The organism is Microbacterium sp. CFBP9023 (assembly GCF_034045055.1).
Lineage (GTDB): Bacteria > Actinomycetota > Actinomycetes > Actinomycetales > Microbacteriaceae > Microbacterium.
The window spans coordinates 236,998-261,985 of the sequence record NZ_JAXCWI010000001.1 but is presented as its reverse complement, the minus strand read 5'-3'; the positions used below and the strand labels follow the sequence as shown (position 1 = coordinate 261,985).

The 24,988-nt window shown below is 67.6% G+C and carries 23 protein-coding genes; 6 read left to right on the top strand and 17 right to left on the bottom strand.

Going from position 1 to position 24,988, the window contains the following annotated elements; all coding sequences use genetic code 11:
* Positions 1-65 precede the first annotated feature (65 nt).
* Positions 66-1,217 carry a flavodoxin-dependent (E)-4-hydroxy-3-methylbut-2-enyl-diphosphate synthase gene (gene ispG / locus SOM10_RS01200; RefSeq protein ID WP_187249498.1) on the bottom strand — a complete coding sequence of 384 codons (1,152 nt, stop codon included), beginning with the start codon at positions 1,215-1,217 and terminating at the stop codon, positions 66-68.
* Between the two features lie 230 nt (positions 1,218-1,447).
* Here ispG and SOM10_RS01195 point away from each other — a divergent pair, with 230 nt between their 5' ends.
* Positions 1,448-3,331, top strand: a complete 1,884-nt coding sequence (locus tag SOM10_RS01195; RefSeq protein WP_320488030.1) for a chorismate-binding protein — start codon at positions 1,448-1,450, stop codon at positions 3,329-3,331.
* A gap of 43 nt (positions 3,332-3,374) precedes the next feature.
* On the opposite strand, the gene SOM10_RS01190 is transcribed toward SOM10_RS01195, so the two are convergent.
* Positions 3,375-4,691, bottom strand: a complete 1,317-nt coding sequence (locus tag SOM10_RS01190; protein WP_150115054.1) for a M50 family metallopeptidase — start codon at positions 4,689-4,691, stop codon at positions 3,375-3,377.
* An 82-nt stretch (positions 4,692-4,773) separates the two neighbouring features.
* Here SOM10_RS01190 and SOM10_RS01185 point away from each other — a divergent pair, with 82 nt between their 5' ends.
* From SOM10_RS01185 to SOM10_RS01175, 3 genes are all read left to right on the top strand, one after another.
* Entirely contained in the window at positions 4,774-5,346 is a 573-nt protein-coding gene (locus SOM10_RS01185; protein ID WP_053095776.1) for a hypothetical protein, read from the top strand.
* 88 nt (positions 5,347-5,434) lie between these two features.
* Positions 5,435-6,130: a YcnI family protein gene (locus SOM10_RS01180; protein ID WP_320488029.1), complete on the top strand. Its 696-nt coding sequence runs from the start codon at positions 5,435-5,437 to the stop codon at positions 6,128-6,130.
* 89 nt (positions 6,131-6,219) lie between these two features.
* Complete coding sequence (locus tag SOM10_RS01175; protein WP_320488028.1) at positions 6,220-7,842, top strand: Mur ligase family protein; 1,623 nt, start codon at positions 6,220-6,222, stop codon at positions 7,840-7,842.
* 84 nt (positions 7,843-7,926) lie between these two features.
* Here SOM10_RS01175 and dxr read toward each other — a convergent pair whose 3' ends face one another.
* A complete protein-coding gene (gene dxr, locus SOM10_RS01170) occupies positions 7,927-9,009 on the bottom strand; it encodes a 1-deoxy-D-xylulose-5-phosphate reductoisomerase (protein ID WP_320488027.1) in 1,083 nt (360 codons plus the stop codon).
* 36 nt (positions 9,010-9,045) lie between these two features.
* Positions 9,046-10,035 carry an FKBP-type peptidyl-prolyl cis-trans isomerase gene (locus SOM10_RS01165; protein WP_053095772.1) on the bottom strand — a complete coding sequence of 330 codons (990 nt, stop codon included), beginning with the start codon at positions 10,033-10,035 and terminating at the stop codon, positions 9,046-9,048.
* A 123-nt stretch (positions 10,036-10,158) separates the two neighbouring features.
* Between SOM10_RS01165 and SOM10_RS01160 the strand changes: the two genes are divergently transcribed.
* Complete coding sequence (locus tag SOM10_RS01160; RefSeq protein ID WP_072591116.1) at positions 10,159-10,938, top strand: lysophospholipid acyltransferase family protein; 780 nt, start codon at positions 10,159-10,161, stop codon at positions 10,936-10,938.
* 12 nt (positions 10,939-10,950) lie between these two features.
* On the opposite strand, the gene SOM10_RS01155 is transcribed toward SOM10_RS01160, so the two are convergent.
* A complete protein-coding gene (locus SOM10_RS01155) occupies positions 10,951-11,445 on the bottom strand; it encodes an OsmC family protein (protein ID WP_320488026.1) in 495 nt (164 codons plus the stop codon).
* Between the two features lie 79 nt (positions 11,446-11,524).
* On the opposite strand from SOM10_RS01155, the gene SOM10_RS01150 reads away from it, so the two are divergent.
* Entirely contained in the window at positions 11,525-12,520 is a 996-nt protein-coding gene (locus SOM10_RS01150) for an asparaginase (protein WP_053095770.1), read from the top strand.
* A gap of 19 nt (positions 12,521-12,539) precedes the next feature.
* Here SOM10_RS01150 and SOM10_RS01145 read toward each other — a convergent pair whose 3' ends face one another.
* The 12 genes from SOM10_RS01145 to atpB all read right to left on the bottom strand — a co-directional run bounded on the left by SOM10_RS01145 (position 12,540) and on the right by atpB (position 24,955).
* Entirely contained in the window at positions 12,540-15,314 is a 2,775-nt protein-coding gene (locus SOM10_RS01145) for an FtsK/SpoIIIE domain-containing protein (protein ID WP_320488025.1), read from the bottom strand.
* A gap of 57 nt (positions 15,315-15,371) precedes the next feature.
* Positions 15,372-16,190 (bottom strand): PP2C family protein-serine/threonine phosphatase, encoded by an 819-nt coding sequence (locus SOM10_RS01140; RefSeq protein ID WP_320488024.1) that lies wholly within the window; start codon positions 16,188-16,190, stop codon positions 15,372-15,374.
* Between the two features lie 242 nt (positions 16,191-16,432).
* Positions 16,433-17,236: a DUF5684 domain-containing protein gene (locus tag SOM10_RS01135; protein ID WP_320488023.1), complete on the bottom strand. Its 804-nt coding sequence runs from the start codon at positions 17,234-17,236 to the stop codon at positions 16,433-16,435.
* Between the two features lie 118 nt (positions 17,237-17,354).
* Entirely contained in the window at positions 17,355-18,101 is a 747-nt protein-coding gene (locus SOM10_RS01130) for a peroxide stress protein YaaA (protein WP_320488022.1), read from the bottom strand.
* Between the two features lie 72 nt (positions 18,102-18,173).
* Entirely contained in the window at positions 18,174-18,434 is a 261-nt protein-coding gene (locus tag SOM10_RS01125; protein ID WP_053095764.1) for a F0F1 ATP synthase subunit epsilon, read from the bottom strand.
* A 2-nt stretch (positions 18,435-18,436) separates the two neighbouring features.
* Entirely contained in the window at positions 18,437-19,891 is a 1,455-nt protein-coding gene (gene atpD, locus SOM10_RS01120) for a F0F1 ATP synthase subunit beta (protein ID WP_053095763.1), read from the bottom strand.
* 23 nt (positions 19,892-19,914) lie between these two features.
* The gene (locus tag SOM10_RS01115; protein WP_053095762.1) at positions 19,915-20,814 is read right to left on the bottom strand and encodes a F0F1 ATP synthase subunit gamma; all 900 of its coding nucleotides are present in this window, start codon (positions 20,812-20,814) and stop codon (positions 19,915-19,917) included.
* 20 nt (positions 20,815-20,834) lie between these two features.
* On the bottom strand, positions 20,835-22,475 hold the full coding sequence (atpA, locus tag SOM10_RS01110) for a F0F1 ATP synthase subunit alpha (protein WP_053095761.1): 1,641 nt from the start codon (positions 22,473-22,475) through the stop codon (positions 20,835-20,837).
* A gap of 47 nt (positions 22,476-22,522) precedes the next feature.
* Complete coding sequence (locus SOM10_RS01105) at positions 22,523-23,311, bottom strand: F0F1 ATP synthase subunit delta (RefSeq protein WP_053095760.1); 789 nt, start codon at positions 23,309-23,311, stop codon at positions 22,523-22,525.
* A complete protein-coding gene (locus tag SOM10_RS01100; RefSeq protein WP_053095759.1) occupies positions 23,311-23,865 on the bottom strand; it encodes a F0F1 ATP synthase subunit B in 555 nt (184 codons plus the stop codon). The genes SOM10_RS01105 and SOM10_RS01100 overlap by 1 nt, the downstream gene beginning before the upstream one ends.
* A 27-nt stretch (positions 23,866-23,892) precedes the next feature.
* Positions 23,893-24,129 (bottom strand): ATP synthase F0 subunit C, encoded by a 237-nt coding sequence (atpE, locus tag SOM10_RS01095; RefSeq protein WP_042541851.1) that lies wholly within the window; start codon positions 24,127-24,129, stop codon positions 23,893-23,895.
* Between the two features lie 43 nt (positions 24,130-24,172).
* Positions 24,173-24,955, bottom strand: coding sequence for a F0F1 ATP synthase subunit A (atpB, locus tag SOM10_RS01090; RefSeq protein ID WP_053095758.1), 783 nt, complete (start codon positions 24,953-24,955; stop codon positions 24,173-24,175).
* Between the last annotated feature and the right edge of the window lie 33 nt (positions 24,956-24,988).

Genomic DNA, 24,988 nt, shown 5'->3' with positions numbered 1-24,988 from the left:
TGGATGGTCGCCGTCCCCCGCCGACAGGACCCGCTTTCGAGTCCGAGCGAGGGAACGCTCCGCGGTCAGACCGTGACGACCTGCGCGGTGCCGAGTGGCGCTTCCGGCCCCATGTCGGCCGCGATGCGGTTCGCCTCTTCGATGAGCGTCGCGACGATGTCGGCCTCCGGCACGGTCTTGATGACCTCGCCCTTGACGAAGATCTGTCCCTTGCCGTTGCCCGAGGCGACCCCGAGGTCAGCTTCGCGCGCCTCGCCGGGACCGTTCACGACGCATCCCATGACGGCGACGCGCAACGGCACCGTCATGTCTTTGAGACCCTCGGTCACGTTCTCGGCGAGCGTGTACACGTCGACCTGTGCGCGCCCGCACGAGGGGCACGAGACGATCTCGAGCTTGCGCTCTCGCAGGTTCAGCGACTGCAGGATCTGGTGACCGACCTTGACCTCTTCGGCGGGCGGTGCGGACAGGGAGACGCGGATGGTGTCTCCGATGCCCTCACCGAGCAGGATGCCGAACGCCGTGGCGCTCTTGATCGTGCCCTGGAACGCCGGACCGGCCTCAGTCACACCGAGGTGCAGCGGCCAGTCGCCCCGCTCGGCGAGCAGGCGGTAGGCCTTCACCATGACGATCGGGTCGTTGTGCTTGACCGAGATCTTGAAATCGTGGAAGTCGTGCTCCTCGAACAGCGACGCCTCCCAGACGGCACTCTCGACGAGGGCCTCAGCCGTCGCCTTGCCGTACTTGGTGAGGATGCGCCGGTCGAGCGACCCGGCATTGACACCGATCCGCAGAGAGACACCCGCGGCCTTGGCCGCCTCCGCGATCTTGCCGACGTTGCCGTCGAACTCCCGGATGTTCCCCGGGTTCACACGCACGGCGCCGCATCCCGCATCGATGGCGGTGTAGATGTAGCGCGGCTGGAAGTGGATGTCGGCGATCACCGGGATCTGGCTCTTCATGGCGATGATCTTCAACGCGTCGGCGTCGTCCTGATGAGGGACGGCGACACGGACGATCTCGCATCCGGACGCGGTCAGCTCGGCGATCTGCTGGAGCGTCGCGTTGATGTCCGTCGTCTTCGTCGTCGTCATGGACTGCACGGTGACGGGAGCGTCGCCACCCACGAGCACCTTGCCCACCTTGATCTGGCGAGACTTGCGGCGCGGGGCGAGGACTTCGGGGATCTTCGGCATCCCAAGATTCACTGCTGGCACAACCCCCAGCCTACGCCGCCTGAATGCACACAGGCTGGATGTCGCCCGGCTCGGATGCGCGTCATACGACCGGGAACGCGGCGTTCGGTGTGATAGTTTTCAGCCCATGCTCGCGAACTTCACCTGGTGGCCCGCCTCTTAGGCGGTGTGTTCGCGTTCCCACGAATCCAGACCGCCTCCGGGGCGGTCTTTTCGTTGAGCCGAGCCGGAGCCACGCACAGGAGACACCGATGACCCTCTCACGTCTTGCCGAGCTCACCGCAGATCCCACGGCCTCGTTCGTGCTGATCGCCCGCGACGGCGCCGACACCGTCGAGCTGCTCACAGGCGAGGTCGTCGACGTCGACCTGCTCGCCGACATCCCGCTCACGATCGAGGGCACCCCCCGCGAGATCTTCGCCATGGTGCCGTACCGCCAGGTGCGCGAGCGCGGGTTCGTCGCCCAAGACGACGGCGCGCCGCTGCGATGCATCCTGGTCGACGAGCATCTGCATCTCCCGGCTTCCGAACTGGTCGCCGAACTCCCTTCCGCCCCTGTCCCCCTTCGTGACGGCGGCTTCGACATCGCCGACGACGACTACGCCCAGATCGTCGAGACCGTGATCGCCGACGAGATCGGACGGGGCGAGGGCGCGAACTTCGTGATCCGCCGCGACTTCACCGCAGAGATCGACGTCGACGACCGAGCCGCGGCCCTCACCTGGTTCCGCGCCCTGCTCACGCACGAACGCGGCGCCTACTGGACCTTCGCGGTCGTCACGCCCGGACACATCGCCGTCGGCGCGAGCCCCGAGGCGCATGTCGTCGCGCGAGGCGGCGTCGTCACCATGAACCCGATCTCGGGCACCTTCCGCCACCCGGCCGGCGGAGCGACTCGGGACACCCTGGTGGACTTCCTCTCGTCGACCAAGGAGACCGAGGAGCTCTTCATGGTCGTGGACGAGGAGCTCAAGATGATGAGCGCCGTCTGCTCCGACGGTGGGCGCATCACCGGCCCGCATCTGAAGGAGATGTCCCGCCTCACGCATACGGAGTACATGCTCCGCGGGCGCAGCACGCTCGACCCGCGGGACATCCTGCGCGAGACGATGTTCGCGCCGACGGTGACGGGCTCGCCGATGCAGAACGCATGCGCGGTGATCCGCCGGCACGAGAAGAAGCCCCGCGGATACTACTCGGGCGTCGCCGCACTGTTCACTCCGAACGTCGACGGCGGTCACGACCTCGACGCCCCGATCCTCATCCGAACCGTGTACCTGCAGAACGGATCGCTCAGCGTCCCGGTGGGTGCGACCCTGGTTCGGCACTCGGATCCCCACGGCGAGGTGTCGGAGACGCATGGCAAGGCCGCTGGGGTGCTCGGCGCGATCGGAGCGATCGACCGAGACCGCGTCGCCGAAGCCCGCGACGACGCGGACGCCCCGGGTCGGCCGCAGACGCTTGCCGACGACCCCGCGGTCTCGGAGCTCCTCTCGTCCCGCAATGCGCGGCTCGCGGACTTCTGGTTGAATCCGCAGGGCGATGACCTGAGCGGTCCTTTCGCCGGGCGATCGGCGATCGTCGTCGATGCAGAGGATCGTTTCACCACGATGCTGGCGCATCAGCTGCGCCACCTGGGACTCGACGTCGCGATCCGCGCCTGGAGCGAGGCCGACGACGCGGAGCTCGATGCAGCCGATCTCGTTGTCGCGGGTCCGGGCCCCGGCGACCCCCGTGACGTCGAGAGCGACCGCATCACCCGACTGCGTGAGGTCGTGTCCCGACGCGTCGACGCCGAGGCGCCACTGCTCGCGGTATGCCTGAGCCACCAGATCCTCAGTGATCGCTTCGGCATCGAACTGACTCCCCTCACGGCGCCGCACCAGGGGCTGCAGAAGGCGGTGCCCGTGTTCGGCGAGAACGCCTCGATCGGCTTCTACAACACCTTCACCGCCAGGGTTGCTCCGGGCACGACGTCGATCGGCTCGGTCGAGGTGTCGGCAGACCCGGAATCGGGCGACGTCTATGCGCTTCGCGGCGACCGCTTCGCGTCGGTGCAGGGGCACCTGGAATCGATCCTGTCCCGCGACGGCATCCGCACTCTCGAGCGCCTGGTCACGCACGCGCTCAGCTGATCCTCGACCGGGCGCAGTCCGGTGGATCGGCCGCACCGGCCGCTCAACCTCCGAAGAGCTTCACGGGGTTGAACACGTCGGCGAGGAGCAGCACGGCCCCCATCGCGATGAGAAGCGTGGCGACGACGACCGTGAGCGGCACGAGCCTGGTCGCGTCGACGGGCGCGGGCGGCGGACGACGGAACAGCTTCGCCCAGGCGCGCCTGATGCCGTCCCACAGGGCGACCACGACATGACCGCCGTCGAGCGGCAGGAGCGGAATCAGGTTGAACACGAACAGGGCCACGTTCAGGGAGCCGAGAAGTCCGAGAAGCACGGAGAACCGATTGAGGACCGGCGCATCGGTCGCCGCGACCTCACCGGCGATGCGTCCGACCCCGACGACGCTCAGGGGTCCATTCGGGTCCCGCTCCGAACCGGTGACCAGTGAGACGCCCACGTCCCAGATCCGAACGGGAAGGGTGACGATCATCGACCCCACGCGGGCGACGGTGTCCGCGGCCATCTGGGGGCCGGCGGAGAGCGGCTGCGGCACGAAGCCCATCTGAGCGGCCATACCCACGTAGCCGACCTCTCGCACGACGGGTTGGCCGTCGTCGTCGAGGACGGGCTGCCCACTCGCATCCGTGATGGTGCGCTCAGCTTCGATAGGCGTGATGCTGAGCGTCTCCTCGGCACCGTCCCGCAGCACCACCATCTCCAGGGTCTCGCCCGGCGCCGCCTGCACGATGGCCGTCGCCTGAGCGAACGTCGACACCGGCTGCCCGTCCACGGACACGAGGACGTCGCCCGGGAGGATCCCGGCTTCTGCCGCGGGCGTGGCCGGATCGTCCGGCGTGCATTCGGTCGCCGATGAGCCGGCGGGGAGCACGCACTCGTTCACCGAAGCGATCGTCGTGGTTCCCTGCTGGACGCCGATCCCGGAGACGAGGACGGTGAAGATCACGACCGCGAGGATCAGATTCATCAGCGGACCGCCGAGCATCACGATGACCCGCTTCCACACGGGAAGCCGGTAGAAGACGCGGTCCTCAGCACCCTCGGCGATCGTCTCGTCATTCGCCGTCCGTGCGTCCTGGACGAGAGCGCTGAACACCCCTTTCGCAGGCCCCGATGCGGCGGAAGCCGGGTACATCCCCGACATCGAGATGAAGCCACCGAGCGGCAGCAGCTTGAACCCGTACTCGGTCTCGCCGATTCGCTTGGACCAGATCCTCGGACCGAAGCCGATCATGTACTGGCCGACGCGCACGCCGAACAGCTTGGCCGGCAGGAGATGTCCGACCTCGTGCAGACCGATCGACAGACCGAGGCCGATCAGCATGAACACGATGCCGGCCAGATAGAGCAGTGCTTCCACTCCCCCAAGCTAGTGCTCGACGCCTAGGAATACGCCCCGAGAGCTGCACGGGGCGACCGCGTCGCACGGTTAGGCTTGTCCCGTGACCTCCCGCCAGCTGCGACTTCTGCGCGCAGCGACGGCATCCGGTGCTGCGACTCTCGTCGCCGCCGCATCGCACACCACCGCTGGCGGGGCCGCGCCGCATCCGCTCCTCGTGGTCGCCGTGGCGATCCTCCTGGTCCCGCTCGCCGCACTGCTCATCGGCGTAGGGATGTCTCGCGCGCGGATCGCTCTGACGGTACTGATCAGCCAGGGGCTCTTCCACCTGGTGTTCCAGCTGCTCGGCACGCCGACCGGAACGGCGGCACCGGCGGGACATCAGCACCACCTCGATCTCGCCGCTCTGGGCCCGGTGGTCGCGACGACCGCCCCCGACTCCCTCATGCTCATCGGCCACGTCGCCGCGGCGATCCTCACCACTGCTCTGCTGTGTCACGGCGAATCGTCGGTGCGGGCCATCGCCGGATGGGTGCGGGCTCGCCTTCGTCACGCGGTCGCCGTGTTCCGGCCTCTGTCCGAGCACCCCGCGCTCCCCGTGTTCGCGATCCGACTGCCGGATCAGGACCTTCTCGCTGCGTCGGTCTCCCGCCGCGGACCTCCTGCACTCGTCTGATCTCGCATCGCCTCCCCGAGGCGTTTCCCCTTCCCGCGGACGACGCGCACACCGACGCGCCCGCAGATCAGCACACAGGAGTACCACCATGCGTTCCACCAACACCCGCACCACCCGTCGCAACGTCACCGCAGGCCTCATCGGGGGTGCCATCCTCGCACTCGCCATCCCCGCCATGGCCAGCGCGCACGTCAGCGTCAGCCCCGACGAGCTGACTGCAGGAGACCACGGTGTTCTGACCTTCTCGTTCGCGCACGGCTGCGAGAACTCTCCGACCACCTCGCTGAAGGTCACGATGCCGGAGGGGCTCGCGTCGGTCGCGCCCACCATGGACAGCGACTGGACGATCGACGTAGAGAAGGGCGACGACGGGCTCGTCAGCGCCGTGACGTACACCGCCGTCGCACCGGTGCCCAACGAGCTGCGCGGAGCGGTCAGCATGGCGGTCGGCCTCGACGAGAACACACCCGCTTCTCTCGCTTTCCCCGTGATCCAGACCTGCGTCGAAGGCAGCACCGAATGGACCCAGCTCGCGGAGGACGGCGAGGACCCGCACAGCCTCGACGCGCCCGCTCCCGTGGTCGAGGTGACCGCGGCCGCTGCCGACGGGCACGGCGAGCATGACTCTGCCGAAGATGCCGGAGATGCAGACTCCGCCGGTGCGGACGCGGCCGACGATGCGGGATCCGCGAATGCGGTCGGCACGGCGCTGGGCGCAGGCGGCCTCGTCGCCGGCGTCGCCGCGCTCGTGGTCTCGGTACTGGCGTACCGCCGCGCGGCGTGACGCGCCGGCACGTCTCCCCGATCGCATGCGGCCGGGGAGACGTGCCGCACCCGGTCATCGCGCCGCGGGCGTGAGATCATGAGAGGGACATGTCGATTGAACAACAACCGAGCCTGCCTCCCGTGCTCCGCCCCGCGAACCCGCCCCGGCGTGAGCTGTCCGAACTCGCCTCTCGATTCGCACGAGACGTCCGTGGCGAGGTGACCGGTGTCACCCTGTCCGGCATCACCCTGGCCACCGCCGATCTCCGCCCCGGCGAGGCGTTCGTCGCGATCCGAGGCGTGAACCGCCACGGCGCTGATTTCGCGGTCACCGCCGCGGAGAAGGGCGCCGTCGCGATCATCACGGATGAGGACGGCGCCGAGATCGCCGAGCCCGCGGGCCTGCCCGTGCTCGTGGTGGACGACCCGCGCGCAGTCCTCGGCGCGCTCAGCGCCTGGGTCTACGGCACCGGCGCAGGCGAGCCGCTCCCGCTGCTGTTCGCGACGACCGGGACGAACGGCAAGACGAGTGTCTCGCACCTCCTCGAGGGCATCCTCGACCAGCTCGGCGTCGTCACCGGACTCTCATCGACCGCCGAACGACACATCGCCGGCGAGGTGATCGTGTCGAGACTCACCACTCCTGAGGCATCCGAGATGCACGCGCTCCTCGCCCTGATGCGCGAGCGCGATGTCGAAGCCGTGGCCGTCGAGGTCAGCGCGCAGGCGCTCTCACGTCATCGCGTCGACGGCATCCGCTTCGACGTCGCCGGCTTCACCAACCTCAGCCATGACCACCTCGACGACTACGCCGACATGGAGGAGTACTTCGAGGCGAAGCTGCCGCTCTTCCGTCCGGATCGAGCGACCCGCGCAGTGGTATGTCTCGATTCCCCGTCGGGCGCCACGGTCGTTCAGCGCTCGGAGATCCCCGTGGTCACCGTCGGCACGCCCTCCATCGCCGCCGACCCCGATGCCGCGGCCCGTGCCGACTGGGTCGTCGTGATCGACGACGAACGCGCGTCCGGCACCACGTTCACTCTCACCGGCCCGGCCGGCAGGCTCACGACGACGGTTCCCGTGATCGGTCCGCACATGGCCGCGAACGCAGCACTCGCCATCGTGATGCTGCTCGAGGGCGGCTACGCCTGGGATCGAATCGCCACGGCACTCGACCGCGACGGTGGCATTCTGGCGCACCTTCCCGGTCGCACCCAGCTCGTCTCCGGCGACACCGGCCCGGTCGTCTTCGTCGACTTCGGGCACTCCCCCGACGCGTTCGAGAAGACGCTCGCCGCGGTCCGCCGTGTCACACCGGGCAAGGTGCTGATGCTCTTCGGCGCCGATGGCGACCGCGATGCCAGCAAGCGCTACGACATGGCGCGCACGGCCGTCGAGGGCAGCGACATCCTCGTCGTCACGGACCACCACCCCCGTTTCGAAGACCCCGACTCGATCAGAGCCACTCTCGTGGCCGGCGCACGCGCCGCGCGCCCGGACGCGCAGATCCATGAGTACTCGCCTCCCGAGACGGCCATCGTGGCGGCCGTGGGCCTGGTCGGCGAAGGCGACTCGATCCTGTGGGCGGGACCCGGCCACCAGGACTATCGCGACATCCGGGGTGTTCGCACGCCGTACTCGGCCCGCGAGCTGGCGCGTCGTGCCCTCCGAGCAGCCGGATGGCCCGTGCCCGATTCTCACTGGCCGGTCCCCTACCCGGACGAGGACTGACCCGGGCGCGGATGCCGTCGACGACCGCATCCGCGCCCGGGTCGACCGCGCGGCATGGGCGGAATACCGCCCAGAACCGCCCGATCAGGCTCGCGCGATGAGCTGGTCGGCTTTGCGGCGCGCCCACTCCTCGGCATCCGCCAGCGACTCGACCGTCAGCGTCTGCGGGGGCTCGTGGGAGTCGACGACCCGAGAGATCGTGTCGACGATCCCGAGGAACGGCAGGCGCCCCTCGTGGAAGGCACCGACGGCCTGCTCGTTGGCCGCGTTGTAGACCGCAGGGAAAGTGGCAGCCGCACGACCGACGGATTTCGCGAGATCAACCGCCGGGAACGCGTCGTTGTCGAGCGGCTCGAAGGTCCACGAGGTCGCCTGAGTCCAGTCGAGCGGGCGACCGACGCCGCCCACACGGCTCGGCCAGTCGAGACCCAGCGAGATCGGCAGACGCATGTCGGGCGGGGACGCCTGAGCGATCGTCGAGCCGTCGATGAATTCGACCATCGAATGCACGATGGACTGCGGGTGCACCACGACCTCGATGTCGTCGTAGGCGACATCGAACAGCAGGTGCGCCTCGATCACCTCAAGTCCCTTGTTCACGAGCGTCGCGGAGTTCGTCGTGACCATCCGGCCCATGTCCCAGGTGGGGTGCGCGAGCGCTTCCTGCGGCGCGACATCGAGCATCTGATCACGCGAACGGCCGCGGAACGGACCACCGGATGCCGTCACGACCAGGCGTCGCACCTCGGCGTGCGTGCCGCTTCGCAGCGCCTGGGCGAGCGCCGAGTGCTCGGAGTCGACCGGGACGATCTGGTCAGGGGCAGCTGCTGCGCGCACCAACTCGCCTCCGACGACGAGAGACTCCTTATTCGCGAGAGCGAGCGTTCTCCCGGCCTTCAGCGCCGCGAGAGTGGCGCCGAGTCCGATCGATCCGGTGATCGCGTTGAGAACGACGTCAGCCTCGACGTCACGCACGAGCTGCTCGGCCTCGGTCGCGCCGAGCGCGATGTTCTCGACCCCGAAAGCGGCAGCCTGCTCTGCGAGCATCTCGGCATTCGTTCCGGCCGCGAGCCCGACGAGTTCGAAGCGACGTGGATTCGCCCGGATGACGTCGAGCGCCTGTGTGCCGATGGAGCCGGTGGAGCCGAGGACGATGATGCGACGCATGCCGCCAGCCTATGGCAAGCCCTCGACCCCTCCGTCTTACTGGGCCTGTTCGATCGGCGTGGTCGCGAGGATGTCGACGACGAAGACCAGGGTCTCGCCGGTCAGATCGGTGTCGTTGATCTCGCCCTCGCCATAGCCATCCTTCGGAGGCATGGCGACGATGACCTGCGAACCGACCTTCTGGCCCTCGAGTGCCATCTTGAAGCCCGTCACGACACCGCTGGTCTGGAACTGCGAGGGAGCTGCATCCCGGCTCCAGCTGGAGTCGAACTCCGAGCCGTCCGACCACTTCACACCGCGGTACTGCACAGTGACCAGGTCGCCTGCGCCGACGACGGCGCCGTCGCCCTGCTTGAGGACGGCCACCTCCGTCTCGGCGGGAGCATCGGAGTCCGGGAGCGTGATCGTCGGCGAGCCCTCGTCGTCGAGCTTCACGGTCGGCATGCCTTCGGTCGCGTCGACATCAGAGCCGGATGCGGTCGTAGGAAGCTGTTCGATCGTCTCGACGTAGAGGACGCTCGGGTTCATGCCCTCCTGCGCGGCGGGGAGCGTCAGCACGACACTCGAACCGATCGGGAGGCACTCGGCCGCCACCGTGAACACCGTGGACTGCGTCGGGTCGACGATCTGCTGAGGCTGCTGCACCGCGAGCAGGGCTGACAGTACCCCGTCGGGGCCCCGCTCCGAGGTGCTGAGCACCTCGTTGGTGGTGGCGTCGATGAGCTGGTAGCGCAGAGACACGAGATCGCCGGGCATGACGTCATCGCCGTCACCCTCGACGACGACCGAGCGCTCGGCCTCCGCGAGGTCGGTGCCCGCCGGCACCGTGACCTTGGCGTCTGCCCCGGATCCCTCGACGGTCACGGCATCGGAGCCGGCGCCCGACGCGATGTCCGCCAGGCAGGAGGTCTCGGCGGCAGGGTCAGGAGTGCTCGTGGACTCGGGGTCCGAGCCTCCGGCGCACCCGGCCAGCAGAAGGGTCGCCGCGGCGACGGTGGACAGGACGATAAGCGGACGCTTGCGCACAGTGGAACCTCAGGATCGCGGGCGGGACACCCCATCATCCCCCATACCCCTTTGCCGATGCTGGGAGACTCGCTCCGGCGCTTCATTCCCACTGGGGCATGATCGCCGGGGTAATCTGCTCTGATGACGTCAGAGCAGTCCGTGGAGCCCGAAACTTCGCCCGCAGAGACTGAGAAGCCTCGACACGCCGGCTTCGCCTATGCGCTCGGTCGCAGCCTCATCACGCCCCTCGCGCGCACGATATACCGGCCCCGCATCGAAGGCAGGGAGAACGTCCCGAAGGACGGCCCGGTCATCTTCGCGAGCAACCACCTGTCGTTCATCGACTCGATCGCGATCCCGGTCGCCGCACCGAGGCCCGTGCACTTCCTCGCGAAGTCCACGTATTTCGAGGGCCCTGGATTCAAGGGCTGGCTCAGCAAGACGTTCTTCGAGTCCATCGGGGCGATCTCGGTTCGCCGTGGAGCGGGGAAGGCCGCCCTCGACGCACTCGACGTGCAGCGTCAGCTTCTCGATGAGGGCCTCGCTGTCGCCCTCTACCCGGAGGGCACGCGCTCGACGGACGGACGCCTCTACAAGGGACGCACCGGCGTGGCGTTCCTCGCCCTGCAGACCGGTGCGCCGGTCGTGCCGGTCGGCCTCGTCGGCACGGACAAGGTGATGCCCGTCGGCGCCAAGATGCCGACCCTGAAGGAGCGCATCACCGTGCGCTTCGGCGAACCTCTCGACCTCTCGCCCCACGGACCCGCCACGAGCGGGCGCGCCCGCAGACTCGCGACGGACGAGATCATGGCCGCGATCCATGCCCTGTCCGGGCAGGAACTGGCGGACGCCTACAACGAGGCTCCCGCGCAGGGCACCATCGAGAAGATCAAGCAGGCGCTGCCCCACGAGCGCCGCTGACGCCGCCGCCGGTCAGCTCTGCTGGGCGCGGACCGAGGCTTCGTGCCGCACGGGGAAGTTCATCGAATTCGCGATGAAGCACCATGCGTTCGCCTGGGCATGGGCACGTTCGGCCGCCTCTATCATCGAGGCGTCCGCGACGACGACCTCGGGCCGCAGCATCACCTCGACGAACGCGCCGCCGCCGCGCCCGTCCTCTCGCATCATGCCGGAGGCCGTATCGCGGTAGGAGTCGACGACGACGCCAGCCGTTACGCACGCGTGCAGATACGAGAGCAGATGGCACTGCGACAGGGAGGCGAGGAGCAGATCCTCAGGGTTCCACCGGGACGGATCGCCACGGAACGGCTTATCGGCTGAGGCCAGGATGTCGGGCTTGCCGTCGACCTCGAGCGTGACATCGCGTCGATACTCGCGGTAGCCGCTGGTGCCGGTGCCAGAGTTTCCGGTCCAGGTCGAGGTGAGTGAGTAACGGTGCTCGCCGAGCGGCGCGAGTCGATCTGCCATATCGACAGTCTGCCACTCGACTCTGCCGGACGATGTGCCGGTGGCACGGTCGACACCCATCCGACGATATCCTGGGGAGGTGCTGGAGACTCTCACCGTTCAAGATGCCGTGGAACTCGCCGTCGTCGAACGCAGCGGGTTCATCGAGTCCCGCCACGCGGGGGCGGCGGTGGTCCTCTCACCCGACGGCGACGTCGTCGCTCGATACGGCAACGCCGACGCCCTGATACTTCCGCGCTCGAGCCTCAAGCCGCTGCAGGCCGTGGCGTGCATCACCGCGGGTGCCGCTCTCGAGGACGAGCAGCTCGCCATGTCGACCGCGAGCCACAGCGGCACGGATCGTCATGCCTCCGTGGTTCGCGACGTGCTCACCGAGGGCGGTCTCACCGAGGACCACCTGGGCTGCCCGCCGGCGTGGCCGGGCGACACCGCCGCTCGCGATGAGCTCGTGCGCGAACACGGCGCACAGACACGTATCCGCATGAACTGCTCAGGCAAGCACGCGGCCATGCTCCGTGCCTGCGTCGCGACGGGCTGGCCGACCGACAGCTACCTGGACCCGGCGCATCCGCTTCAGCTGCACATCCGCGACGTGATCGAGCGTCTCACCGGCGAGAAGGTCGCTCACACGGCCATCGACGGCTGCGGCGCCCCGGTATACGCGATCACGCTGACGGGCCTCGCCCGATCGATCCACCGGATCGGCACCGCCTCGGACCGCTCGCCCTTCGCCCTGCACCGGGTGGCCGGCTCGCTGGTGCGCGCGGTGCGTGAGCACCCGTGGACGATCGACGGCCCGGGGCGCCCGGACACCATCGCGATCGAGACACTCGGCGTGTTCGCGAAGGGCGGTGCCGAAGGGATCATGGTCATGGTCGCCCCCAACGGCACGACCGTCGCGCTGAAGATGCTCGACGGCGGGGCGCGCGCGTCGACCATCGTGGCGGCGACTCTGCTGGCGCGCGCAGGCGGGCTCACCGATTCGGACGTGGCGACACTCGCCGCCGCGCTGCCTCTCGAGGTGCTCGGCGGTGGGGCGACGGTCGGAGCCGTTCGTCCCGGCAGTGCCATCTGACCAGGAGACGACACGCTTCTCATCGCCGGGGCGCGAGTGCCGGGATCACGATTCGTCGGGGCCCGGAGTCGCCGACCAGCGACCACGCCCGGCCCGCATGCGGTCGCGAATATGGCGGGAGCTCTCGCACACCGGCGAGCTGCCGCAGCTCCGCGGCATTCTCGGCTCGGATGAGCACTTCGCCCTCTCGACGCACCCGCTGCCACAGCGTCCAACTGCGCTGCCACGCGTCTGCATCGCCGAGCAGGACGGTGGGACGCGTGGGTGCCTGAGCATCGCGCGGTTCGCCGCTCAGAGTGACGACGTCGCAGTCGGGATACGCAGCCGCCACTGACTCCGCCACCGCAGACACCCCCGGCGTGATGAGCGCCGTGAGGGCACGCCGCGGAGCCCAGCCGTCACCTTCCCGCTCCCGATATCGAGAGGTGCCACTGGATGGACCCGACGACCGCAGTCGCTCCTCGGGGACCCAGACCAGTTGGATCTCCCGATCCCCCATCCGCATCCGTCCCGGACCGCGCTGCGGATCGAAACCTGCGGAGTCCCCACCCGCAGCAAGGTGATCGACCCGACTCGGCATCCTGAGCAGCCCCCGACGCGGCAGAGCATCGAGAAGCCGCCCGACAGGCCCCGATGCTCTCGTCGCCGTGATCGCGATCGTGGCTCCGGCCCCGTTGCGGAGGATCTGCTCCCAGAGCTGCGCCAGCTGTTGGCCGTACTCGACGGGCAGCTCGCCGATCCGGACGTCGATGTCGTCGCACAGCACGAGCCCCCCGCGCGGAATTCCCCGTTCCGCCAGAGCCACGACGGCATCCCACGAATGCTCTGGATCGGTCGGTATCCACAGTGGATGCCCATGCTGCTTGGCCAGCGCACGCAAGGCGGAGCTGCGCCCCGACTCGGGTCCTCCGAGGAAGGCGATTCCTCGATCGGATCCGATCGACAGGCGCTCGAGTGGCTGCTCCTGACGTTCCGGATCGTCGACTCGGCCCAGGATGACTTCGCCGTCCTTGCGTGTCTCAGCCTGAAGCTCCGCGAGAGGAAGCATCCGCGGCAGCACCGGTAGCCACGGGCTGACCGGAACGTCGTCGTCAGCCCACCTCAGTGCGATCGCCCTGAGATCGGCGACGCCGGTCAGAGCCACTCGCATCGCTATCGGCGCAGCGTCCTGCGGGCGACGAACCAGAGCCAAGCCCCTCGACTCGACGCCGCCCGGTAGCTCAGCCGCGTCGTCGGCACCGATGACTGCCCGACTGTCAGCGGCGTCCGCAACACGCAGGCTCACTCTCAGCGGACAGTTCGCCGCCAACGCGTCGCGGATCACGCCGGACGCGCGCTGCGTCCCGAGGACGAGGTGCATGCCCAGCGCCCTTCCCCGAGCGGCGATGTCCGTGAACACAGCCCCGAGGTCCGGATGATCCTGGAGCAGCGCGGCGAACTCGTCGACCACGATGACCAGTCTCGCCATGCCGACCTCACGGACGTCTCGTGCGCCGGCCTCGGCGAGAACCGACTCGCGGCGCCGCAGCTCGGCGGTCAGGCTGGAGACGCCCCTCCGCGCCCCCTCCTCATCGAGGTCCGTGATCACTGCAGCCACCTGCGGGAGCATCCGAAGCGGTTCGAAGGCTGTGCCGCCCTTGAAATCGGCGAGGACGAATGTCACTCGATCGGGTCCATGGCGGCTCGCCATGGCCGTCACCCACGAGACCAGCAGCTCGCTCTTGCCCGTTCCGGTCGTGCCGGTCACGATGGCGTGCGGTCCGTCATCGACGATGTCGAGGAGCATGTCCTCCCGCTCACCACGGCCGACTGCGGCCGGCAGACCGACGAGCGATTCCGGCTGCAGCAGGTCGCTGAGCGCCACCGACGCGGGGACAGAATCGAGTTCCTCTCCCTCTCCTGTGCGACTGACCCCGATCGCGATCGTCTGATCCCGGGACATGCACTCGGCGTCGACCTCGACGATCCCCTGCGCCGTGCGGACGCGCGCCCGGTGCGGCTCGGTGACATCGATGACGGTCGTTATCCCCTCCGGAACATCGTCATCCCGGTCCAGCAGCCAGATCACGGCGTCGGCCGCCGGTCGAGGATCAGCGCCCTGCACCACGGCCACCCGGAACGAGCCGCGCCGCGCGGCGTGGGCCTGCGGGAACCCCGCGAGCCCCAGCTCTTCAAGACGGGAGCCGATGATGGACATCTGGGGGGCGCCGAATCTGAGACACAGCTGCACCACGAGCGCTCTCGTCGCGGCGGCGAGGAGAGGATACGAGCCGCGCAGTCCGATGCCGCCGCTGAGGGGCACCGTCACCGGCACCCGCTCGACCCTCGCGCATCGCATCCGGAAGTCCCGTTCGCGCTCCCCATCCCCGCCCGAAGCGCGCACGCCGCTGTCGCCGGTACCGCTGCCGACGACGACCTGAGTGGCGGCGGCGGGTGGATCGAGGCCGCGCAGCGGCGGCTGCGCCAGGCCTGCCGCTGCGTCGGGATGTCGATGCCACCGCAGCTGACGCTCATCATCGTGAAGCTGCGTCAACTGAGCTTCGACGAGCGACCACGCAGCCTCGCTGTCGGTCGCAGCCACCCGCGATGCCTTGCGTCGGGATCGTGACCCGTCGATCAGCGAAGCGATGATCATCAGGGGACCCAGAACCGCGAAGCACAGGGAGAACAGCGACCCGGTGACGAGCCAGAGAACCACCCCAGCGGCCACGGGGACGAGTGCCGCGACGAACGGTGTCGGGGGCCTACGAGCCGGTGCGGGGGCGGCAGGGATCGCGATCGGCAGAGAGTCCATGCCCCCAGTGGACCGCACCCGCGGGCCTCAGAAGCAGCCCTCCACAGGGAAAGGACGTCAGACGGAGGACTCGTCCGTTGTGGAGGAGGACTCGTCCGGCGCCGAGGGCGACTCGTCCGCGATCTGCACGATGACGAGCGTCACGTTGTCGCGACCGCCATTCTCGAGTGCCGCAGCGAGCATCGCATCGACGGCGGCAGCCGGATCGGCGTTCTCGCGGAGGAAATGCTGGATGCCGTAGTCGGTCAGCTCTTTCGTGAGTCCGTCAGAGCAGATCACGAAACGATCTCCCGGGCGCACATCGAGCGTGACGTAGTCGGGAGCGGTGAGCTCGCTCGCCCCGACCGCTCGTGTGATCACATTGCTGTACGGATGACCTTCGGCCTCTTCGGGGCTGATCTTGCCTGCCGCGATGAGCTCCTGCACGACCGAGTGGTCGGTGGTGATCTGCACCAGGCGGTCGTCCCTGAGGAGGTACACGCGCGAGTCGCCGATGTTGAGCGATGTCCAATGCGGCTCGTCGCCCTCGAACTCGAGGAAGACTCCGGTGAGCGTCGTCCCTGTACCCTCGTCTGTGGTCTCCGGATGGTCGGCGATGTCGGCCACCGCCATCTCCAACGCACCCTCGATGGCGCCGCGATCGACCGCGCCGGCAGCGACCACGGCGTCGAGCCGCTTCACCGTGCTGCGGCTCGCGATCTCGCCGCCCGCATGGCCACCCATGCCATCGGCGACGATGAAGAGCGGGTAGTCCGCGAAGAACGCGTCCTGGTTCGTCTCACGTCGCCGACCCACGTCGGTGACGCCTGCCCAGGACAGGAGCAGCTGACGCTGCGCAACCGTGACGCGGCGCGTCTTCGTCGTCGTCTCAGCCACTCGTCGCCTCCGGATTTCCTGCGGTTCGGGCTACCCCAGGACACTCACATATCGTAGTGGACGCCGCGACGGCCGCACGCGCACCCCCGGCCATCACGCGGAGTCCTGCGGCGCCGACTCTGGGCTGCGACATGAGCATGCCTCCACGTTATCGTCTTCCACCGTTGCTCTTCACCACGCCGCGAGCGCCCCATGCAGCACAGAGCCCCCGACCGAAGTCGAGGGCTCTGTGCGGTCTGCGATCAGGCCGGAGGCTGCGTGGGATCCGTGGGCGGAACCTGCGGAGCGGCCGGAGGCGCTGCGGGCGGAGCCGGCGGCGCCGTGGGCGGCGCCGTGGGCGGCGTCGACGGAGCAGCCGGCGGAGCACCGGTGGTCGACGGGGCCGCGGGCGGAGCGTAACCGGGCTGGGCGGGCGGAGCGTAGCCGGGCTGCGCGGGCGGTGCGTATCCCTGCGGCGCGGGCGGTGCGTATCCCTGCGGCGCGGGCGGCGCGTAGCCCTGCTGAGGAGCGCCGTAGCCCTGCGGAGCGCCGTAGCCGGGACCGGCTGCCGGACGCGGCTGCACAGGAACGCCATCCCAGACGGTGGAATCGGCGAGGAAGCTGTTTCCTGCCCACGGTGCGGGAACGATGTTCGGGTTCCAGCGCGACTTGTCGAACGCGTTGATGCCATACCAGACGATCGAGAGCAGAACGAACAGGACCACCCAGACGGCATCCTTCTGCAGCTTCAGTCCGACCCGCCATGCGGCCAGAGCGAGCACCACAGCGAGAGCGATGCCGGTCAGGAAGTTGAGGTACGGAATGAACGAGAGACCGATGCCGATGAGGACGACCCACGGCGAGATGTCACCCAGCTTCGCGAAGATCATCGTGTTGTACACCGGCACCCACGCGCGCCACTTGCCCTGGACGCCAGCCTTTTCGAAGATCTTCATGAGGAAGATCGACGAGATCACATAGAACGCCAGCGCAAAGAGCAGACTGATCAAGAAGACGACGAACAGACCGGCGATAGCCGCCCCGTTGTCGTAATAGTCGTTGTACATGATCCCCTCCGGATCCGATGGAGCGGACGCTGTGCGCGCCGCGAGACCCACCATATCGGTGTGCTGATATTCGGGGCAACGACACACGCGGAGACAGCGCACTGCCCGTCATGCACCGTCATTCCGCGACGACGAGCTCCTCGACACCGCGGTCGTCGGTCGGTCGAAGGACGAGACCCCTGCTCGCCGCCCATGTCCGAAGCGTGCGAAGCGACCGAACTCGCGGGCGGTCCTCCGCCAGCGCGCGCACGAGAAGACCCTTGGACTTCTTGTTGAAGTGATTGAGAGCCCGTCCGTGCTCGGTGACGACCCGCACATAAGCGGAGGGCACGGAGTCCGGCACGGGACCGAGCGCGACGTAGGCCTCACTGCGCAGATCGAGAATGAAGTCGGGGTCCTCCCCCGCTATGGCCGCCGTGGTCGCGTCTGCCCAGTGCCTGCGCAGCGCAGCCAGGCCCGGCAATGAGGTCCCGGCAGCGAGCCGGTACGGCGGAATGAGATCGAGCGCTCCGATCGGCCCCAGCGGCGCCGAGTGGATCCAGACGTGCGAACCGAGCCAGCGGCGAGACGCGGGGTCGAGACTGCCCGCGTCGAGAGCGTCATACAGAACGCCCGTGTAACGGTCGACCGCCGGCATCGTCGCGGCCGAGCGCAGCATCCGATTGTGCTCGACATCGCCTGCCTGCTTGGGGCTCAGCTTCAGCACTCTGCGCGCTGCTTCCTCGTCGTGCGCCAGATCGATGAGCGCATCGATCACCGCTCGGCGCTCAGCGACCAGACCGGGGAGCGCCAGCGAGCTCTCGTCGAGAGGCGCATCGCGTCCTCCGGGTCGCTTGGTCTCCGACGGGGGCAGCAGAATCTTCATGAGACCTCGGGATACAGACGCGTCCGCCCCGACCCACTGAGGGCCGAGGCGGACGCGAGGAACTGGGACTGATCAGGCGATGAGAGCCGCGTTGCCTGCCACGATCGTCAGGACGTCGCTCTCCATCGAGAGGAATCCGTCCTGCGCGTTGGCGAGCACCTTTGTGCCATCCGTCTGCGTGATCCGGACCTCGCCCTGGGCGAGGATCGCCAGGACCGGCTCGTGGCCGGCCATGAATCCGATCTCACCCTCGACGGTCTTGGCGACCACGAGGCTCGCCTCTCCCGTCCAGACCTCCGCATCCGCGGAGACGAGGCTGACATGCAGTGCCATGATCAGCCGTTCTCCTTCTGGATCTTCGCCCACTGCTCTTCGACATCGGAGATGCCACCGACGTTGAAGAAGGCCTGCTCGGCGACGTGGTCGAAGTCACCGCGGGCGATCGCATCGAACGACTCGATGGTCTCCTTGAGCGGGACGGTCGAACCCTCGACACCCGTGAACTTCTTGGCCATGTAGGTGTTCTGCGAGAGGAACTGCTGGATACGACGTGCACGAGACACGACGATCTTGTCCTCTTCGGAGAGCTCATCGACACCGAGGATGGCGATGATCTCCTGCAGTTCCTTGTTCTTCTGGAGGATCTGCTTGACCGTGGTGGCGACGCGGTAGTGGTCCTCGCCCAAGTAGCGGGGGTCCATGATGCGCGACGTCGAGGTCAGCGGGTCGATCGCCGGGTACAGACCCTTCGACGCGATCTCACGCGAGAGCTCCGTGGTGGCGTCGAGGTGGGCGAACGTGGTCGCCGGTGCCGGGTCGGTGTAGTCATCGGCGGGCACGTAGATCGCCTGCAGCGAGGTGATCGAGTGGCCACGGGTCGACGTGATGCGCTCCTGCAGGAGACCCATCTCGTCGGCGAGGTTCGGCTGGTAACCCACGGCGGAGGGCATGCGGCCCAGCAGCGTGGAGACCTCGGAACCGGCCTGCGTGAAGCGGAAGATGTTGTCGATGAAGAGCAGCACGTCCTGCTTCTGCACGTCACGGAAGTACTCCGCCATCGTCAGAGCCGAGAGGGCGACGCGCAGACGCGTTCCCGGCGGCTCGTCCATCTGGCCGAAGACGAGGGCCGTCTTGTCGAAGACACCCGCCTCTTCCATCTCGTGGATGAGGTCGTTGCCCTCACGGGTGCGCTCACCGACACCGGCGAACACCGAGACTCCACCGTGGTCCTGCGCGACGCGCTGGATCATCTCCTGGATGAGGACGGTCTTGCCGACACCGGCTCCACCGAACAGACCGATCTTTCCACCCAGCACGTACGGCGTGAGGAGGTCGATCGACTTGATGCCGGTCTCGAACATCGTGGTCTTCGACTCGAGCTGGTCGAAGTTGGGAGCCTTGCGGTGGATCGGCCAGCGCTCGGTGACCTCGATGGTCTCGCCGGGCTCGAGGTTCAGGACCTCGCCGATCACGTTGAAGACCTTGCCCTTGGTGACGTCGCCGACCGGGACCGAGATGGCCTCGCCCGTGTCGCGGACTTCCTGGCCGCGGACGATGCCGTCGGTGGGCTTCAGCGCGATGGCGCGAACGAGGTCGTCGCCGAGGTGCTGAGCGACCTCGAGGGTGATCTCCGTGGACTCCTCGCCGATGACGATGGTGGTCTTCAGAGCGTTGTAGATGTCGGGGATCGAGTCGTGCGGGAACTCGATGTCGACAACCGGACCGTTGACGCGCGCGACGCGCCCGACGACCGCGGTCGCCGGCTGGTCAGCCGTAGCGGTGGGGGTCATTTCTTCGTCTCTTTCCTGATGGTCTATTTGCTCGACGAGAGTGCGTCGGCGCCGCCGACGATCTCCGCGATCTGCTGCGTGATCTCCGCCTGACGCGCGTTGTTGCGCAGACGGGTGTAGTCGGTGATGAGCTTGTCGGCGTTGTCGCTGGCCGACTTCATCGCCTTCTGCGTGGCGGCCTGCTTGGCGGCAGACGACTGCAGGAGAGCGTTGAAGACGCGGCTCTGGATGTACACCGGCAGGATCGCGTCGAGGACTGTCTCGGCATCCGGCTCGAACTCGTACAGCGGGTAGACGGCGCTGCCCGCTTCCGAGTCATCGGCTTCCGCGATCTCCAGCGGGAGCAGTCGCACGGATTCCGGCGACTGCGTCATCATGCTGACGAAGCGGTTGTACACGAGGTGGATCTCGTCGACGCCACCCTCGTCCGCACCGCGCGAGAAGTCCTCGAGCAGCGTGGCCGAGATCTCCTCCGCCGTGTGGAACGACGGGGTGTCGGTGTCGCCCGTCCACTCCGCAGCAGCCGCGATGCGGCGGAACTGGAAGTAGCCGACGGCCTTGCGTCCGACGAGGTAGAACACCGGCTCCTTGCCCTGCCCCCGCAGGAGCTCCGCCACCTCGAGACCCTCACGGAGGATCTGCGAGTTGAAGGCTCCGGCGAGACCGCGGTCCGACGAGAAGATCACGACCGCAGAGCGGCGGATCGTCTCGGGCTCGCGGGTGAGCGGGTGGTCGACGTTCGAGTGCGTCGCGACGGCGGACACGGCCCTCGTCACGGCCCGCGCGAAGGGGCTGGACGCTTTGACGCGTGCCATCGCCTTCTGGATGCGCGAAGCCGCGATGAGTTCCATCGCCTTCGTGATCTTCTTGGTCGTCTGAGCAGAAGAGATCTTCTGCTTGTAGACCCTGAGTTGAGCGCCCATGAAATCAGTTCCTCACGCGATTACGCGCGACGACCCTTGACGATCTTCTCCTGGTTGACGTCCTCAGCCTCGGCTGCAGCGTGCTCCTCGTGACCCGGGGCGCCGATGGCCTGCCCCTTGCCACCCTGGAACTCCAGAAGGAAAGCGTCGGTGTGCTTGTCGAGCTCGGCGACGGTGTCGTCATCGAGGACGTTGGTCTCGCGCAGGGTCTCGAGCACCTTCGTGTTGCGACGCAGGTAGTCGAGCAGCTCGCGCTCGAAGCGAAGCACGTCCGAGACCTCGAGGGTGTCGAGCTTGCCCTTCGTTCCGGCCCAGATCGAGACGACCTGCTCCTCGACGGGGTACGGCGAGTACTGAGGCTGCTTGAGCAGCTCCGTCAGGCGCGCTCCGCGGGAGAGCTGACGACGCGAAGCCGCGTCGAGGTCGGATGCGAACATCGCGAACGCCTCGAGCGAGCGGTACTGCGCGAGCTCCAGCTTCAACGTTCCGGAGACCTTCTTGATCGACTTGACCTGAGCGTCACCACCGACTCGCGACACCGAGATACCCACGTCGACCGCCGGACGCTGGTTGGCGTTGAAGAGGTCGGACTGGAGGAAGATCTGGCCGTCGGTGATCGAGATCACGTTGGTCGGAATGTATGCCGAGACGTCGTTCGCCTTGGTCTCGATGATCGGGAGACCGGTCATCGAACCTGCGCCGAGCTCGTCGGACAGCTTCGCGCAACGCTCGAGCAGACGCGAGTGCAGGTAGAAGACGTCACCCGGGTAAGCCTCGCGGCCCGGCGGACGACGGAGGAGAAGCGACACCGCACGGTAGGCCTCAGCCTGCTTCGACAGGTCGTCGAAGATGATGAGGACGTGCTTGCCGCCGTACATCCAGTGCTGGCCGATGGCCGAACCGGTGTAGGGAGCGAGGTACTTGAAACCGGCGGGGTCGGATGCCGGAGCCGCCACGATGGTGGTGTACTCCAGAGCGCCGGCCTCTTCGAGCGCGCCCTTCACCGAAGCGATGGTCGAGCCCTTCTGACCGATGGCGACGTAGATGCAGCGCACCTGCTTGTTGACGTCGCCCGACTCCCAGTTGGCCTTCTGGTTGATGATCGTGTCGATCGCGATGGCCGTCTTGCCGGTCTGGCGGTCACCGATGATCAGCTGACGCTGACCGCGGCCGACGGGGATCATGGCGTCGATGGCCTTGATGCCGGTCTGCATCGGCTCGTGCACCGACTTGCGCTGCATGACACCCGGTGCCTGCAGCTCGAGCTCGCGAACGCCTTCGGTGGCGATGGAGCCGAGGCCGTCGATCGGGTTACCCAGCGGGTCGACGACGCGACCGAGGTAGCCGTCGCCGACGGGAACCGAGAGGACCTCACCCGTGCGGGTGACTTCCTGGCCGGCCTCGACGCCGGTGAAGTCGCCGAGCACGACGACACCGATCTGGTGCTCGTCGAGGTTGAGCGCGAGACCCTTGGTGCCGTCCGCGAAGGTGACGAGTTCGTTCGCCATCACCCCGGGCAGTCCCTCGACATGCGCGATGCCGTCGGCTGCGTCGATGACGGTGCCGACCTCGGTCGCCGCGGCCCCAGTGGGCTCGTATGCTGCGGCGAAGTCCTTCAGCGCGTCACGGATGACGTCGGGGCTGATCGATAGTTCTGCCATTGTCTTCCCTTTGTATCTGGGTGCGCGGTTCCCCGCGCGAAGTCGTGTTAGCCGGCGAGCTTCTGGCGAAGATCGGCGAGACGGGCGGAGATACTGCCGTCGATGACGTCATCGGCGATCTGCACGCGCAGGCCTCCGACGACAGAGGGGTCGTTGACCTCGTTGAGCGAGATCTTGCCGTCGTAACGACGCGAGAGAGCGTCGCTGAGACGGGTGCGCTGTGCGTCGGTGAGCGGTGTGGCGCTGTGCACCGTCGCGACCACACGGTCGCCCTGGTCGGCGACGACCCGCGTCGCACGGGTGAGCATCTGCCGAACGCGACGGTCACGAGGCTGGCGCACCAGCGACGAGACGATCACGGCGGTCGCGTCGCTGACGCCCCCGGCGAGAAGCCTGTCGACGAGCGCGCCCTTGGCGTCTTCGCCCCCGAGGCGGCTTCCGAGCGCGAGCTCGAGCTCCGCGTTCGCGGCGATCACCCGGGTGAAGCCGAAGAGCTCTCCCCCGATGTCAGCCTGCGGTTCGGCGATCGCGGCAGCCCTGATCGCGAGTTCCTCGACGCCGTCCACGAGCTGGGAAGCCGATGACCAGCGCTCGGCGACGACCGTCTTCAGGACGGTCTGCGCGTTCTGCGAGAACCCGCCGAACACCGCGGCGACGACGTTCTGTCGCGCCACGACCGGAGCCGACGGGTCAGCGAGCGCGCCGCTCAAATGAGACGACTCCGCCACGGCGCGTGCGGCTGCGAACAGCTCCCGCGCCGTGTCGAGAGTGACGTCCGTCGCTGCGGCAAGCGTCTGAGTGGATGCCGCGAGTGCCTGAGTGGTCGCGCTGCCCATTACTGAGCCGCCTTCTCGGATGCTTCGAGGTCGGCGAGGAAGCGGTCGACGACCGCGGTCGCACGTGCATCGTCGGAGAGCGTCTCGCCGACCACGCCACCGGCGAGGTCGATCGCGAGCGAGCCGACCTCGCTGCGCAGCGAGACGAGAGCGGTCTGCCGCTCGGCCTCGATCTGCGTGTGCGCGGTCGCGGTGATGCGAGCTGCTTCGCTCGACGCGGCCTCCTTGGCCTCGGCGACGATCTTCTTGCCGTCCTCACGGGCGGCTTCGCGGATCTCACCGGCCTCGGTGCGTGCCTCGGCGAGCTGACGGGTGTACTCCTCGAGCGCGGCCTCAGCCTGCTTCTGTGCTTCGTCCGCCTTGGCGATGTTGCCCTCGATGGCGGCGGACCGCTTGTCGAGCATTGCCGTGAACTTCGGAAGGGCGACCTTCCACACGACGATGAGGATGACGAGGAACCACAGACCCGACCAGATGATGTCGTACCACGCAGGGATCAGAGGGTTGGGTGTTTCACCCTCTGCTGCGAGGTTCGTGACAAGAGCGTTCAGCATCCTGTCTCCTTCAGAAGTCGGTTCGGATTACGGGAAGGGGATGAATCCGACGGCGATGCCGACGAATGCAAGCGCCTCGGTGAAGGCGATACCGATCCACATGAGGACCTGCAGGCGGCCGGCCAGCTCGGGCTGACGAGCGACACCCTCGATGGTCTTGCCGACGACGATACCCACGCCGATGGCCGGACCGATCGCTGCGAGGCCGTAGCCGACCGATGCGAGGTGACCGTTGATGTCTGCGAGAACCGTAGTAGCGTCCACGGGTTTTTCCTTTCGTTGGGTGGGACGGCAGTTGCCGACCCGCTCAGTGCTCTTCTGCGACCGCGAGCTGGATGTAGACCGCGGTGAGGACGGTGAAGACGTATGCCTGGAGAACGGCGACCAGGATCTCGAAGAGAGTGAAGGCGCCGCCGAAGGCGAGGGTTCCGACACCGAGAGCGGCCCAGCCGCCACCTGCGGTGAAGAAGAAGAACTGGGTGGCTGCGAAGCACAGCACCAGGAGCATGTGGCCGACCACCATGTTCATCAGGAGTCGGAGCATCAGCGTGACGGGCCGGATGATGAACGTCGAGAGGAACTCGATCGGCGTCACGATGATGTAGACCGGCCACGGAACGCCGGCCGGGAACAGCGCGTTCTTGAAGAAGCCCAGCGGGCTCTTCTTGATACCCGCGTAGATGAAGGTGATGTAGCTCACCAGCGCGAGCGTCAGCGGCACGGCCGCGATGCTCGTGCCTGCGATGTTCAGGAACGGGATGATTCCCGTGATGTTCATGAACAGCACCATGAAGAAGATGGTGGTGAGGATCGGCAGGAATCGGTTGCCGTCCTTGCGTCCGAGCAGATCGTGCGCGATATTGGTGCGGACGAAGTCCAGCCCCATCTCGACGACGCTCTGGAAGCGTCCGGGGACGATCTTCATACGGCGGGTTCCGAGGACGAGGATCAGCACGACGGCGACCACGGCGAGGAACTGCACGAGGTGGATTCGGTGCACGGGGATACCCGCGACTTCGAAGAGGATCTCCGGGAAGAACTCGTCGATCGAAGGTCCGTGGAACTCGCCGTCAGAGGCGAGTTTGGGCATCAGGGTCGCAGCAAGATTGAACAGCGCGGGCTC